The following is a 13,974-nucleotide window of genomic DNA, read 5'->3' as shown; positions in this document are numbered from 1 at the left end:
ATAAAATTTAAACTAATGAAGAAAATATTATTCGTGTTTTTTCTTGCCTTAACTACTGGCGTTAGCGCACAAGAAATCAACAAACACCACATGGACGAAACTCGTCTGAAAGAAATATTGTTGAATGTTTGCACGCGTGCTGGAATTACTTCTTTCCCAGAATTTAAAGTGAGTTATGATGCGAATTACACTGCCTATAAAATAGATAGTACTAAGGTAGCCTTGATAAAATCTATACCTCAAGATTATAAAATAACAATGGTTTTAGGCACTTGGTGTGGGGATAGTAAATTACAAGTTCCTCATTTATTCAAAATATTTGATAACGCCGGAATTAAAGAAGAAAACATAAAAATTATAGCTGTTAATGGTGTTAAACAAGCGGAAAATAATTTATTAGAAGGGCTAAACATCCAAAGAGTACCAACTATTATTATTAAGAACAAGGATGGTATAGAAATTGGCCGAATTGTAGAAAGACCAACTACTACTTTAGAATCTGATTTATTAGCTATTCTTAGTCCAAAAATTTAATGAATGAACATTTAAGTTGGAAAAGTTTCTTGGATGAAGAATTCAAGCAACCTTATTTCCAATCGTTAAATACGTTTATAGAAAAAGAATATATTGAAGAAATAGTTTACCCACCAAAACCTGCCATTTTTCATGCTTTAAACAGCACACCAATGGCAGATTTAAAAGTGGTAATACTGGGTCAGGATCCTTATCATGGCCCAAATCAAGCGCATGGATTAGCATTTTCTGTATTAAAAGGCAATCCAATTCCTCCATCACTCAAAAACATATATAAAGAACTTGCAACCGATATTCCTGGGTTTGTAATTCCTAATCATGGGTTTTTAGAATATTGGGCTAATCAAGGTGTACTTTTATTAAATACCACTTTAACCGTGAGGAAAGGGAAACCGGGATCTCACCAAAAAAAAGGCTGGGAAACTTTTACCGATAATTTAATAAAACGAATATCAACAGATTTAAATGGGGTTATTTTTCTTTTATGGGGAAAACCTGCCATTAATAAAAATACATTAATAGACATAGAAAAACATCATGTCATAACAGCCCCTCACCCATCACCATTATCAGCTTATACTGGATTCTTTGGATGTAAGCATTTTAGTAAAACAAATGAATTACTCCACAATCAAGGTAAAAAACCTATTGATTGGCAAATACCTTTAGAAAAAAATAATTGGGAATTATTTTAGTACTCTAGAGGGATAATAACTTCCTTTTTATTGGTACTCATTATCATCATAGTCTGGAATGTTTTAACTACAGGAATAGTAGAAATTTTATCCATAATTAATCTTTCATAAGCTTTAATATCACTTACATAAACCTTTAAAAGGAAATCAGCCTGTCCAGTTACGTGGTGACATTCAGTAATTTCTCTAATCTTATTTACTTCTTCTAAAAAGATTTGAATGGTATTATTCTTATGAAAATCAAGCTGAACTTGGATAAAAGTTTTTATCCCTAAGCCTAACTTTTCTTCATCTACTAAAGCGTGATAGCTTTTAATATAACCAGACATCTCTAGTTTACGCACGCGCTCTAAAGTGGGCGCAGGAGATAAACCAATCTCCTGAGAAAGTAATAAATTGGTAATTCTACCATTCTCTTGAAGATGTTTAAGAATATTTAAATCGGTTTTATCTAAATCACTTGCCATAAATAAATTATTTATACAAATGTAGTTATATATTTTAAAAAGGCTTAAAATTCGAAATTAAATTCTGTTTTTGATTATATCTAAATATTTTTTTAGATTTACCTAAAAATATTTTTTATGCAAACCTTTTCTGAAGAAAACTATTTAAAAGCAATATTTCATTTATCGGGTACCGACAAAAAGCCAGTATCTACCAATGCATTAGCAGAAAAGATGAAAACCAAAGCTTCATCTGCTACAGATATGGTAAAAAGATTATCTGAAAAAAATTTAGTTGAACATACGCCTTATCAAGGTGTAACCTTAACAGAATCTGGTATAAGATCTGCAGTCCAAATAATACGTAAACACAGACTGTGGGAGGTATTTTTAGTAGATAAATTAGAATTTAAATGGGACGAAGTACACGATTTAGCTGAGGAGTTAGAACATATTAATTCGCCCATATTAGCGGAACGATTGGATGCATTTTTAGGCTATCCTAAAACCGATCCACATGGCGACCCAATTCCAGACAAACATGGAAATTTTGAAGAGTATAAAATGTTTTCATTAAATAAATTAAACAAGGCAGAAACTGGAATTATTACTGGAGTTAGTGAGCACTCAACAGCATTTTTAAAGCATTTAGAAAAATTGGGCCTAACCCTAGGGAAAAACATTGAAATAGTTGATATTCTTGAATTTGATGGCTCTATAGAATTAAAAATTGATGGAACCCATCAAACTGTTAGTCGGGAAATTTCTAAACATATTTTAATAAGTAAATGAAAACCTCTGAATCTCTAAGCGAAGTTCATCAAAGTATATCTACTCATAAGCGTAAAGGCTGGAGAAGAATATTTGCTTTTATTGGGCCTGCTTATTTAGTGAGTGTAGGCTATATGGATCCGGGAAATTGGGCAACCGATTTAGCTGGGGGTAGTCAGTTCGGATATAAATTAATTTGGGTGCTATTAATGTCTAATTTAATAGCCTTATTACTTCAATCACTAAGCGCAAGATTGGGTATAGTGAGAGGATTAGATTTAGCACAAGCGTCTAAAAACACTTATCCTAAGTGGATTAATTTCCCATTATATATTTTAGCTCAAACCGCTATTATTGCATGCGATTTAGCCGAAATTATTGGTATGGCCATTGGTTTAAATTTATTATTTGGCTTACCACTTATTTGGGGAATTTCCATTACCATCCTAGATACTTTTTTATTGCTATTCCTTTTAAATAAAGGAATGAGAGCCATGGAAAGCTTTATCGTATCTATGGTTTTTGTGGTTGGTATATCCTTTCTAGCCGAAATGTTTATTGTGGAGCCTAATTTAGGTGAAATTTTAAAAGGATTACAACCTTCATCTTTGTCGGGCGATGCCCTATACATTGCAATTGGTATAATTGGCGCAACAGTAATGCCGCATAATTTGTACTTACACTCTTCATTAGTACAAACCAGAAAAATAGAACGAACTCCAAAAGGCATAAAAGAAGCACTTAAATTCAATTTTATTGATACTACTATTGCGCTTAATTTAGCCTTCTTTGTAAATGCAGCTATTTTAATTCTTGCAGCTGCAGCATTTTATAAAAACGGACTATATGAAGTTGCAGAAATACAAGATGCATATCATTTATTAGAAAATATTTTTGGAAGCACTGCCCCTACCTTATTTGCAATAGCATTAATTGCTGCCGGACAAAGTAGTACAATTACAGGAACATTAGCCGGACAAATTGTAATGGAAGGCCATTTAAACCTACGTATACAACCGTGGCTTAGAAGATTATTAACCAGACTATTAGCCATTGTACCTGCATTTTTTACTATTCTATATTTTGGTGAAGATGCATTAGGTGGATTATTAATATTGAGTCAAGTGGTCTTAAGTTTACAATTAGGATTTGCAATTATTCCATTAATTCATTTCACATCCAACAAAAAAGAAATGCTTGGATTTGCCATAAAGCCGTGGGTGAAAATATTAGCCTGGTTAAGTGCTGCAACAATTATTTTTCTAAACGTACAATTGGTAATAGAAGAAATTACAGAATGGAGTAAATCAGTAGATGCATTATTACTATACTCGCTAATTATTCCTATTGCTATATTAATTGGATTATTATTGATTTATATTTTCATCTATCCAATGGTGGTTAATCGCGATAAACATGCAAGTAATTTACCGCATGGAAAGGCAGCTAAAATTGATAAAGTTGGCGTTATCCAGTACCATAGAATTGCTATTACAGTCGACTTTTCAAAAAATGATAAATCAACCATCAGGCATGCCTTAATTCAAGGTGGTAAAGACGCTACTTACTACTTAATTCATATTGTAGAAACGGCGGCAGCAAGATACCATGGAAAAGCAGTTTACGATTTTGAAACTAAAAGTGATGCAGATAATTTAGAAGTATATCAAAATGAATTAACTGAATTGGGTTATAATATAGTGCCAGTAATTGGCTATGGAAGTACTTCAATTGCTATTGCTGCAGCTGTTAAAGAACATAAAGCAGAACTCTTGGTTATGGGTGCGCACGGTCACCGCGCTATTAAGGATATTATTTTTGGGACAACGGTAAATTCTGTAAGACATAAAGTAAACATTCCGGTACTAATTGTGAGGTAGAAATATAGCAAGGGAATTTATTTTATCGCCATTCTAATACCTAGAAACATTTTTGTACCCTGATTTGGGGCATAAATAAAAGTTGGATCAAATTGTAAAGCAAATGGATTATCGGCTGTTTGCTTTACAATTCCATTATTATCATATTCCACATTTTTATTAAAAGGATCATTACTTCTGGCAATTAGAAACGGATCCATTTTTCCTGGTTTAAAATTCAATAAGTTTTTTACACCTCCAAAAATTTCTAAATTATTTTTCAAACCCTTAAAAGTAAATTGAACATTCTGTAAACTCCAAATGGGCGCAATTTTACTTCGCGGATCTAATTCATTTAAAACAGGTAGATACATTTTCCCATAAAAATTACCTGTATAATCAATTTGTATTGGAAAACGTGGAAACTCATAACCAATATTCCAAACACCTGAAAATCTTTCGGTTAAATAAGGAATACTTTTTCTCTCCCCAGGTTCTTTTAAATACACATCCATTCCGGTAAAACCGAGATTTATTTTCCAACCACTCCAAAATGCTGCATCAAAATTCAGCGTTAACCCACTCGAAACTGCATAACCACTTAAATTGTCATAAAAAATTTCATTTGGATTAGCATCATAATTAGTAACTATCCGGTTGGTAAAATAAGTGTAAAACCCTGTCAGATCCACCCTAAATACATTATTTATAGAAGTATTAAACTGTTTAGCGAAATTAAGATTGATGTTATAACTTTTTTCAGGCTTCAAATTTGGAGCTATAACCAATTTTTTAGCACCTGTAAGTGCTGCATGATCTTCAGTAAAAATATTTACCACCCTAAAGCCCGTACCCGCATTTGCTCTAAAAATTGTTGATTCATTAAAATTGTATTTATAAGCCAATCTGGGCGTAAAAATAGATCCATGTTTTGAATGATAATCATATCGAACACCAATTAACAAGTTTTGCATTTGATTAATTTTCAACTCATTTTGGATAAATACACCAGGTAAAAACGACTTATCTGGAGAATTTTTTAATGCCAATTCATTTGCTGTGGCTGGTGTATTATCGTCATAAAAAACATATCGCAATGCTATTCCAGCAAGCCAATCATTATTCCGTGTAGATTTATCCCATAACAATTGAGAAAACATAACCTTCTGATTGGCAAAATATTTTGTCTGCCCGTAATATGAATCTTGCATATGATCATTAAAAGAAAACGATAAAAACATTTTCTCTTCTATGGGCAGCTGGTAATTACCAATAAATTCATATCGATTGGTATAAATACTTTCTCCATATACCTCATTAGAACCTCTAAATTGCTTATTCCATTGCATTTCGCCTCCCCACCTATCTTCATAATTATACCTTGCAGCTAGCGTAAATGCTCTATTATGTAACCTTTTAATATTGAGTTTATGAAACACTGAAATCCTCTTTTGAAGCGTAACATCGGTGAAATTATCCTTATTAAAATCAACAGAATTAGCATAATGATAATAATTTATTCCAGTCAATGATTTCAGTTTTTCACTTATTGGAATACTCATACCTAGATCTATATTAGATTCTCTGTAAGTAGTATAAAAACCATCTGCAGTTAATACAGCTTTATTGTCTATTTTTTTAGTAATTATATTGATTAAACCTCCAATGGCTTCAGAACCATATAATGAAGAAGCCGGACCCTTTACTACTTCTACTTTTTCTATCAATGACATCGGCACGCCCATTAACCCATAAACCGTTGCCAAGCCACTTACAATAGGCATTCCATCTATTAAAATCATAGTATATGGACCTTCCAATCCATTAATATGAATATCACCAGTATTACAGATATTACAATTTAACTGCGGACGAATCCCATTTATTTGCGATAAAGCTTCATATACATTTGCTGTAGGATTTCTTTTAAAATAAGCTGGAGAATACATTTCTACAGGAACAATACTTTTTAATCTATCTACCTCCTTCATTGTACCGGAAAACACAACTTCAGGTAGTTCTTCTTGCAATTTGATTAAGTTTAACGTTAAATCTAAACTATCATTTAACGCCACTTTCTTTTCTAAAATTTTATAATCCTTATGCTGTACGGCTAAAGTTAAATTTCCAACTGAAAGTTTGTCGATACTAAACTTGCCTAAACTATCTGTAATTGTATGTTTATTGGTTCCAATAACCACAATATGTGCATTGGCTACTCCAACATCTTCCGATACAACCCTTCCTTTAATTAATTGTGCCTGAACTACAAAAGGCAATAACAAGAGCATCCAAATAATATTTTTCATCCCAACAAATTTAATTTTTAGACAAATCTAAAAATTATTTTATAATAATCTAAATATTGAGAGAATAAGACAAGAAAATATAAACTATGTTTAAGAAAATATAAAAAAATGAACATAACCGCTTATCTTTACACTTATTCTATGAAGAACGAAGTACATATTAAGAACAAACGCGCGTATTTTGACTACCACATTTCCGATGTTTACATCGCAGGGATTGCGTTATTAGGTACAGAAATAAAAGCCATAAGACAAGGAAAAGCGAATATGACCGATGCTTTTTGTATGTTTTTAGGTGATAATTTATACGTTCGTAATCTTCATATTTCAGAATACAGCCATAGTTCATTTTTTCACCACGACATTAAAAGAGATAGAGCACTTCTGTTAAAGAAAAAAGAATTGAAAAAAATAAGATCTAAAGGTGAAGAAAAAGGATTTGCTATCGTTCCGCTCAGAATTTTCATAAACGAAAGAGGCTTTGCCAAATTAGAAGTTGGAATTGGACAAGGTAAAAAAGAATTCGACAAACGCGACTCTATTAAAGAAAGAGAATCTAAAAGAGAACTTGATCGTGTTATGAAGAAAAGTTAATTACCAAGCTTGATCGCCCACCAATGGCACAAACCTAAAGGTATCTAACACAATCTTTTCAAATTCATTTTCACCTACTCTAAGTACAGTAATCATTTTTTGCTCAGATTCGTTTCCTACAGGAATAACTAAAATACCACCAATTTTTAATTGGCGTAAAAGTACATCTGGAACCAAAGGTGCGCCAGCTGTTACAATTATTTTGTTGAATGGAGCATCTTCAACACTTCCCAATGATCCATCACCTAGAATAAATTTGGCCTTATACCCCATTCCAGTAAGCACTTTAGTAGTTCTTTCATAAAGATTAGGTTGTCTTTCTATAGTAACTACTTTAGCCCCCAATTCTAAAAGAATACATGTTTGATAGCCAGAACCTGTACCAATTTCTAATACTTTATCGTTTTTCTTAATGTGCAATAATTCTGTTTGATACGCAACCGTATAGGGTTGAGAAATAGTTTGTCCGTCGCCAATAGGAAAAGCTATATCCTTATAAGCCTGATTCCAAAAAGTTTCATCAAAGAAAAAATGACGAGGTACTTTTCCAATAGCCTCAAGTACCTTTTCGTCTTCAATTCCTCTATTTCTTAATAAAGTAACTAACTTCTTTCGAGCGCCTCGCTCTTTATAATTATCTATAAACTTATATGCCACAGTACAACAAAAATAGTCCTATTTATGCAGGATTCAAATGATTTAAGCAGATTTAAAAATCCACATTTTATTAAAGTGTGATAACCAGCATAGTTAAAGATTAGAAGTATATTTATTGAATTTATTTACAATCGACGGCATTTTTAACTAAATTTACAATTGATTAAAAGTTTATTTATTTATGAAAATTTTCTATTCTATTTTAATCTTCGCCTGTTTAATACCTGCTATTAGTGAAGCTCAAAACACCAGCAATAAGTTTTATTCAGTAGGTACAAAAGCTATCCGATTAAGTCAGATGCCCAAGTTATTAAATCAAGTAAATAATTTTGATTATAAAACTACCTATGTAGATAATATATTTTTTAAGGTTTTAGACAATCAAATCAACTACCGTTTTAGCGCCAGTTATTTTGATACAAATTATACTTTCAAAAATCAATGCAATACTTGCCAAGAAGGCGATGGTAGTTTAAAAGATTTAGCCTTTAAATTTGGTTTCGAAAAAAATGTAAATTATTCAGTGGTTCAACCCTATTACGGAGTCGATTTAGGATATAAAAACAATAATTTTAATGGAACCATAAGAGATATGAATTCGGCCACTCCACTTCAAAACGCCGAAATTATTAAAAATGGACTTACCATTTCGCCAGTAATCGGTTTCAAATTTAATTTGAACCCAAATGTTTTAATTTTCGCAGAATCTAGCTTCGATTTTTATTATAACTACGAACAAAGGGAAATTGTAGATAGCTCCAATGGCGCATTAATTCTAGCTAATAAATTCACCAGAATGGAGTATTTATTAAACCCAGTATCTGCAGGTATTCAAATTAATTTTGGGAATAAAAATTAATAAGGATCTACATCTATTTGAATTTTTATAGCTCTAAATGCCTTTTCCGATTGGAATTCCTTAATACAATTCATTAGAATTTCCTTTACCGTATTTATAGATATTTCCCGCTTAACTTTTAAAGTAATCTGCTCTATGTAATAAGATCTGATTCTTGAAATTAAAGGTTGCTCTGGACCCAAAACAATATCACCCAGATGGTGTTTCAATTGATTTGCAAAATGTTTGGCCGCATTATGTAATAATACCTGGTCTTTAGATTTCACATCAATACTAATCATGCGTGAAAATGGAGGGTAATTAAAAGCTTTTCTTTCAGCCAGTTCTTCGTTATACATGGCTTCATAATCATTCTCAACCACTTGTTTTAATATGCGATGTTTAGCATCGTACGCCTGAATTATAACTTCGCCCTGTTCATCCCGCCTCCCAGCTCTTCCACTCACTTGAGTTAAAAGCTGAAAACTTCTCTCAAATGCTCTAAAATCTGGAAAATTCATTAAAGTATCTGCATTTATGACCCCAATTAAAGCAACATTATCAAAATCTAAACCCTTTGCCACCATTTGTGTCCCAATTAACACATCAGTTTTTTTGTGCTGAAAATCATTAATGATTTGAAACATGCTGTTCTTTGTCCGAGTACTATCTAAATCTAACCTATCTATGGTTATACCAGGAAAAATTAATTCCAATTCTTCTTCTATACGCTCTGTTCCAAATCCTTTTTGCAATAAATTATTAGATCCGCAAGCGGGACAAGCGTTTAAAGTGTTCTGGTGGTATCCGCAATAATGGCAATGAAGTTTACCTGTAGATTTATGATAGGTTAAACTAACATCGCATTGTACACATTTAGAAGTAAATCCACATGTTCCACAAATTAAAATGGTGGTATAACCTCTCCTATTTTGAAATAAAATAATCTGCTGCTTTTTATGCAAAACTTCACGCATTTTATCGATTAAATCCTGTGCAAAAAAAGCAGTCATCATTTTTTTCTGACTGGCTTCTGCTAAGCTAATAATCTGATGTTGAGGCAATGGTGTTCCAGAATATCTTTCCAATAATTCTACCATCCCATATTTACCATTTCTTGCATTATAATAGCTTTCTAAAGAAGGAGTTGCACTACCCAACAAAACTTTAGATTTATATAATGAAGCTAAAAATATGGAAGCATCTCGAGCTTGATAACGCGGTGCGGGGTCGTATTGTTTAAAAGAAGATTCGTGTTCTTCATCTACTATAATTAATCCCAAATCTGTAAATGGCAAAAATATAGATGAGCGAGCGCCTAATATAATTTTATATTCTCCTGTACTTACTTTATTCCATATTTCTACCCGTTCATTGTCGTTAAATTTAGAATGGTAAACGCCTAATTTATCTCCAAAAAATAAACTTATACGCTCTACAATTTGAGTGGTTAAGGCAATTTCGGGCACTAAAAACAATACCTGTTTTCCTTGCGCTAAAATTTCCTCAATTAATTTAATATAAATCTGAGTTTTTCCAGAAGCAGTTACGCCAAATAACAATTGAACTTCTTGTTTTTGAAATCCTTTTTTTAATTCGTCAAACGCTTTTTGTTGAGCATCCGATAATTCAAAATTTATAAATTGCTCAATATCGTTTGCCCTTAACCTAGATACTTTCCTGCGTTCTGCTTTAAAAACTTCCTTTTTTATTAATGCAGAAATGGCTGCATCTCCAGCATGGCTATGCTCTAATAAATCTTGCTTTGCAACAAATGGATTTAATTTAGAAAGGTGCAAATAGCTCAATAAAGCATCTAACTGTTTTGGAGCTCGTTCTAATTGTTTAAATAATTCTTCCTGGTTTTTAATGTCCAGAAAAAATTCTTCGAGCTTAATATAGGTTTTTAATAAAGGTTTATATTTATCATGAAGTTCTTCAGATAGTAAAATAGCTTGTTTATCTAATAAACTGGTAATTACCGGATAAATAGACTTCTGACCCAATAATTCACTTACTTCTTCAATACTTATTTTTTTATCACTTCCTAATGCATTTATTAAGGCTTGCTCTTTTTCAGATAAGACTTGATCACTTAATTGAAAATTAGGATGACGAATAACCAATGTTTCACTGGCTAATTTAAATGCAGATGGTAAAGCGGCAATCATTACTTCGCCTTCTGTACATAGATAATACTTACTTATCCACTTCCAAAAACTTAGTTGAATTGGCGGAACAATGGGAACTGCATCTATTACATCTATAATGTATTTTGCCGTATAATTTTCTGGCGCAATATTATGTACAGACTTAATAATTGAGGTGTACATTCTGTTTTTTCCAAATTGCACAATTACCCTTTTCCCGATTTCTATTTGCTGATTTAATTCAAAAGGAACGCGATAAGTGTAATTTATCTGCAAGGCTAACGGCAGAATTACTTCAATAAATAATGTTTCCTGCTCCCGATAATCTAATTCGAGTTCATTTTCCATTATTTATCTTTTAGTGCAGCTAAAAACAACATCAACCAACCTAAAATAAAAAACAAACCTCCAATTGGAGTGATTAATCCAAGCTGCCCCATTTCAATCCCAGTAATGCTTCTTGTAGCCAAAACATATAGCGAACCAGAGAAACAAATAATTCCTGCAACAAAACAGAAATATCCAATATTTATTAAATTGTTTTTATATCTCGCGAAAGTAGATAAATATAATAATGCTAAGGTGTGATAAAACTGATAAGTTACACCTTTATCCCATGTAGAAAGTTCAGAACTACTTAACTGATCCTTTAAGGTATGCGCACCAAAAGCACCAAAAATAACGGCAATTATACCAAATACTGCAGCGGTTAGGATTATTTTTTTGTTCATATATGCACTGTTATATTTGCTAAATTATAAATTCCATTGGTTTTATCGGCAAAAAGGATGTATTATTTATTTTGTATACCTACCTTGGCCGAGCAATTAATAATATGAAAAAGCTAATTATTCTATTAACCATTCTTTTCTTAGGAACCATTTTTACGGCCTATTTTTATTTTTCAAGAATAAATAAGGTTAATTCTGGTGTTGCTCGCGCTTTAAATATCGCTACACACAATACTGCATTTCTTTTTCAGTTTACAGCTGATGAAAAATTCATGGAATTAATGTCGGAACAAAGCATTATCAGTGAATTAATAGGCCCAGAAAAATCAAAAGAATTACTTGATTTAAAAAATTCATTGTTGCAAAATAAGAAGGCAACAGAAATACTAAATAATAAAAAGTTTTTTGTTAGTAAGGTGATTTCAAATAACAGCAATAATATCCTTATTACTACACAATTATCCGACAAAAAAGAGGCGGATGAATTTATAAATCATTTAACCACAGATAAAAAACTACAAAAAGTAAAAAACAACCTTTATTTATACGAAACCAGTGATAGCATTAAATATTACGGAACGTTAATTGAAGATGTCTTTTTATTATCTGTAAACAAAGCTATTATTGCCGAAAAGTTGGATATTGATCTCACTGCTCCCAACTTATTTAAAGAGTATATTGAAAAAAGACAAGAAATAAGCAAACCTAAGCTAATTTCTATTTATGTAAACTTTGGTTTAGTTGATAAATATTTAGCTAATTTTTTAAAAGGCAAATTAGATGGGGAACTGGCATTTTTAAATAAATCTAAAGCTTTTGCTGATTTAAATTACACTTATAGTAAGGATAAATTCCAATTATTTGGAAGCACTCAACCAGATCCACGAAATACTTATATTTCATTTTTCAGTAAATACAAACCTATTCCTATAACTATAAACAATGTATTACCATATAATACCGCTTCCTACAAATTTTTCGGGGTAGATAATGTAGCTAAATTTCAGGCAGATCTAGACATCTATTTTAAAGAGCAAAAAGCATTTGATAAAGTTGATGAAGTACTTAAAAAACTAATGTCTAATTATAACTTAGATTTCAAGAAAATTGTAGCTGAACAATTTAAGCATGAAATGATCTCATTTCAATTAGGTACTGGAGAAAGATTAGGTGCTATTTCATTTAAGGATGGCGATAAACTAAACCAGTTTTTCACAGATTTAAGTGAACAAGTAGATGGTGAAATAAATATATTTAAAGAAGACAATATCCCTTATACGCTGTTTGGAGATGCATTTAAAAGATTTACGCGTCCTTATTTTGTAATTAAGGATAATAATTTAATATTCACACCTAATCTTTCTACCTTAAAAAACTATTTAAACGATTTTAATGCGGGGAAAGTTTTAACCCAAAACACAGACTATTCTAAATTTAGAAATGAATTTCCACACGAAGCCAATATTGTATTCTTTTACAATTTGCAGGTGGGAAAACCTATTATTCAACGCGATTTAAAACCAGAATTTTATAGGGCATTTAATCAGAAAATTACTTGGGGTAATTACTTATACTGGACTTACCAAATGAGTGGTGATAATGGAATATTTAACACCAACTTTTTGTTGAATAAAAAAGCACCTACTATTGAAAATCAACCCTTAACAAAGGATGAATTAGATAGTTTAAAAGCAGAAATTAAGTTATAATTTCTTTTTAGGCGTGGTAACCATAAAATCTTTTAAATAAAATGGCTCAAAATATGCAACGTCTTCAAATTTAGAATCGTTAAATTTTTGATAAGCTAAGCTCGACAGATAAGCAGCGGAATTATAGTTTTTAAAATCAAATTTTGCATTTTCATGCTTCATCACTTCAAAAAATTTAGGTGCGCCGTCGCCTATAAAAACTAATTTTTGATTGTTTAAGTAATTTTCAAAGGTATTTTCATCTAATAAAACAGCTGCTGTAGGTGCAATTACTGTAGTAGCATTTTTCCATACTCCAGCAAATACTTCCATCCTACGGGCATCTAACATAGGTACAACTAAACCATCAAAATTTTTATTTTCTGTTAAATAACCTTCAACCATCATCTCCAAGGTATTTATGGCAATTAATGGGATATTTAAAGCGTAGCACAACCCTTTAGCTGTAGAAACACCAATTCTTAGTCCAGTGTACGAACCTGGTCCCATGGCTATGGAAACAGCATTTAATTCAGCATATTTTCGATTGGCTATTTTCATAACTTCTTCTATGAAAACGGTAATACTAGATGCATGAATATTACGCTCATTTAGTTCTTTAAGCGCAATACATTTACCATTTTCGGATAATGCCACCGAACAAACTGTAGTTGATGTTTCTATTTGAAGTATTAATGCCAT

At 31.7% G+C, this 13,974-nt stretch carries 13 protein-coding genes; 7 read left to right on the top strand and 6 right to left on the bottom strand.

Annotated elements, in window-relative coordinates:
- The first annotated feature begins 15 nt into the window (after positions 1-15).
- Complete coding sequence (locus tag VRU49_RS08620; RefSeq protein WP_330146373.1) at positions 16-534, top strand: thioredoxin family protein; 519 nt, start codon at positions 16-18, stop codon at positions 532-534.
- Positions 534-1,229 carry a uracil-DNA glycosylase gene (gene ung / locus VRU49_RS08615; protein ID WP_330146372.1) on the top strand — a complete coding sequence of 232 codons (696 nt, stop codon included), beginning with the start codon at positions 534-536 and terminating at the stop codon, positions 1,227-1,229. Before VRU49_RS08620 ends, ung begins: the two co-directional genes overlap by 1 nt.
- Here ung and VRU49_RS08610 read toward each other — a convergent pair.
- Positions 1,226-1,696, bottom strand: a complete 471-nt coding sequence (locus VRU49_RS08610; protein WP_330146371.1) for an Lrp/AsnC family transcriptional regulator — start codon at positions 1,694-1,696, stop codon at positions 1,226-1,228. The two genes, ung and VRU49_RS08610, sit on opposite strands and share 4 nt — an antisense overlap.
- A gap of 117 nt (positions 1,697-1,813) precedes the next feature.
- On the opposite strand from VRU49_RS08610, the gene VRU49_RS08605 reads away from it, so the two are divergent.
- Together VRU49_RS08605 and VRU49_RS08600 are read left to right on the top strand one after the other, a co-directional pair.
- On the top strand, positions 1,814-2,467 hold the full coding sequence (locus VRU49_RS08605) for a metal-dependent transcriptional regulator (RefSeq protein WP_330146370.1): 654 nt from the start codon (positions 1,814-1,816) through the stop codon (positions 2,465-2,467).
- On the top strand, positions 2,464-4,326 hold the full coding sequence (locus tag VRU49_RS08600) for an Nramp family divalent metal transporter (RefSeq protein ID WP_330146369.1): 1,863 nt from the start codon (positions 2,464-2,466) through the stop codon (positions 4,324-4,326). The genes VRU49_RS08605 and VRU49_RS08600 overlap by 4 nt, the downstream gene beginning before the upstream one ends.
- Positions 4,327-4,343: 17 nt before the next feature.
- Here the strand turns inward: VRU49_RS08600 and VRU49_RS08595 are convergent, their stop codons facing one another.
- Positions 4,344-6,614 carry a TonB-dependent receptor gene (locus VRU49_RS08595; RefSeq protein WP_330146368.1) on the bottom strand — a complete coding sequence of 757 codons (2,271 nt, stop codon included), beginning with the start codon at positions 6,612-6,614 and terminating at the stop codon, positions 4,344-4,346.
- Between the two features lie 141 nt (positions 6,615-6,755).
- On the opposite strand from VRU49_RS08595, the gene smpB reads away from it, so the two are divergent.
- Entirely contained in the window at positions 6,756-7,208 is a 453-nt protein-coding gene (gene smpB / locus VRU49_RS08590) for an SsrA-binding protein SmpB (RefSeq protein ID WP_330146367.1), read from the top strand.
- On the opposite strand, the gene VRU49_RS08585 is transcribed toward smpB, so the two are convergent.
- A complete protein-coding gene (locus tag VRU49_RS08585) occupies positions 7,209-7,865 on the bottom strand; it encodes a protein-L-isoaspartate(D-aspartate) O-methyltransferase (RefSeq protein ID WP_330146366.1) in 657 nt (218 codons plus the stop codon). It abuts the gene before it with no gap.
- 181 nt (positions 7,866-8,046) lie between these two features.
- Here VRU49_RS08585 and VRU49_RS08580 point away from each other — a divergent pair, with 181 nt between their 5' ends.
- A complete protein-coding gene (locus VRU49_RS08580; RefSeq protein WP_330146365.1) occupies positions 8,047-8,724 on the top strand; it encodes a hypothetical protein in 678 nt (225 codons plus the stop codon).
- Here the strand turns inward: VRU49_RS08580 and priA are convergent.
- Positions 8,721-11,201: a replication restart helicase PriA gene (gene priA, locus VRU49_RS08575; RefSeq protein ID WP_330146364.1), complete on the bottom strand. Its 2,481-nt coding sequence runs from the start codon at positions 11,199-11,201 to the stop codon at positions 8,721-8,723. The two genes, VRU49_RS08580 and priA, sit on opposite strands and share 4 nt — an antisense overlap.
- Positions 11,201-11,584: a DUF423 domain-containing protein gene (locus VRU49_RS08570; RefSeq protein ID WP_330146363.1), complete on the bottom strand. Its 384-nt coding sequence runs from the start codon at positions 11,582-11,584 to the stop codon at positions 11,201-11,203. The genes priA and VRU49_RS08570 overlap by 1 nt, the downstream gene beginning before the upstream one ends.
- A gap of 104 nt (positions 11,585-11,688) precedes the next feature.
- Between VRU49_RS08570 and VRU49_RS08565 the strand changes: the two genes are divergently transcribed.
- Positions 11,689-13,293, top strand: coding sequence for a hypothetical protein (locus tag VRU49_RS08565; protein WP_330146362.1), 1,605 nt, complete (start codon positions 11,689-11,691; stop codon positions 13,291-13,293).
- Here the strand turns inward: VRU49_RS08565 and tsaB are convergent.
- Positions 13,288-13,974 carry a tRNA (adenosine(37)-N6)-threonylcarbamoyltransferase complex dimerization subunit type 1 TsaB gene (gene tsaB / locus VRU49_RS08560; RefSeq protein WP_330146361.1) on the bottom strand — a complete coding sequence of 229 codons (687 nt, stop codon included), beginning with the start codon at positions 13,972-13,974 and terminating at the stop codon, positions 13,288-13,290. The genes VRU49_RS08565 and tsaB overlap by 6 nt on opposite strands.

The sequence above is a fragment of the Pedobacter flavus genome (genome assembly GCF_036324285.1).
GTDB lineage: Bacteria > Bacteroidota > Bacteroidia > Sphingobacteriales > Sphingobacteriaceae > Pedobacter > Pedobacter flavus.
Note: the sequence above shows the minus strand (reverse complement) of the source record. Positions and strands in the feature narration are given on the sequence as shown.

Coding starts and splice junctions, on each gene's coding strand:
- VRU49_RS08620 (WP_330146373.1), top strand. CDS start 16: ATGAAGAAAATATTATTCGTGTTTTTTCTTGCCTTAACTACTGGCGTT.
- ung (WP_330146372.1), top strand. CDS start 534: ATGAATGAACATTTAAGTTGGAAAAGTTTCTTGGATGAAGAATTCAAG.
- VRU49_RS08610 (WP_330146371.1), bottom strand. CDS start 1,696: ATGGCAAGTGATTTAGATAAAACCGATTTAAATATTCTTAAACATCTT.
- VRU49_RS08605 (WP_330146370.1), top strand. CDS start 1,814: ATGCAAACCTTTTCTGAAGAAAACTATTTAAAAGCAATATTTCATTTA.
- VRU49_RS08600 (WP_330146369.1), top strand. CDS start 2,464: ATGAAAACCTCTGAATCTCTAAGCGAAGTTCATCAAAGTATATCTACT.
- VRU49_RS08595 (WP_330146368.1), bottom strand. CDS start 6,614: ATGAAAAATATTATTTGGATGCTCTTGTTATTGCCTTTTGTAGTTCAG.
- smpB (WP_330146367.1), top strand. CDS start 6,756: ATGAAGAACGAAGTACATATTAAGAACAAACGCGCGTATTTTGACTAC.
- VRU49_RS08580 (WP_330146365.1), top strand. CDS start 8,047: ATGAAAATTTTCTATTCTATTTTAATCTTCGCCTGTTTAATACCTGCT.
- priA (WP_330146364.1), bottom strand. CDS start 11,201: ATGGAAAATGAACTCGAATTAGATTATCGGGAGCAGGAAACATTATTT.
- VRU49_RS08570 (WP_330146363.1), bottom strand. CDS start 11,584: ATGAACAAAAAAATAATCCTAACCGCTGCAGTATTTGGTATAATTGCC.
- VRU49_RS08565 (WP_330146362.1), top strand. CDS start 11,689: ATGAAAAAGCTAATTATTCTATTAACCATTCTTTTCTTAGGAACCATT.
- tsaB (WP_330146361.1), bottom strand. CDS start 13,974: ATGGCATTAATACTTCAAATAGAAACATCAACTACAGTTTGTTCGGTG.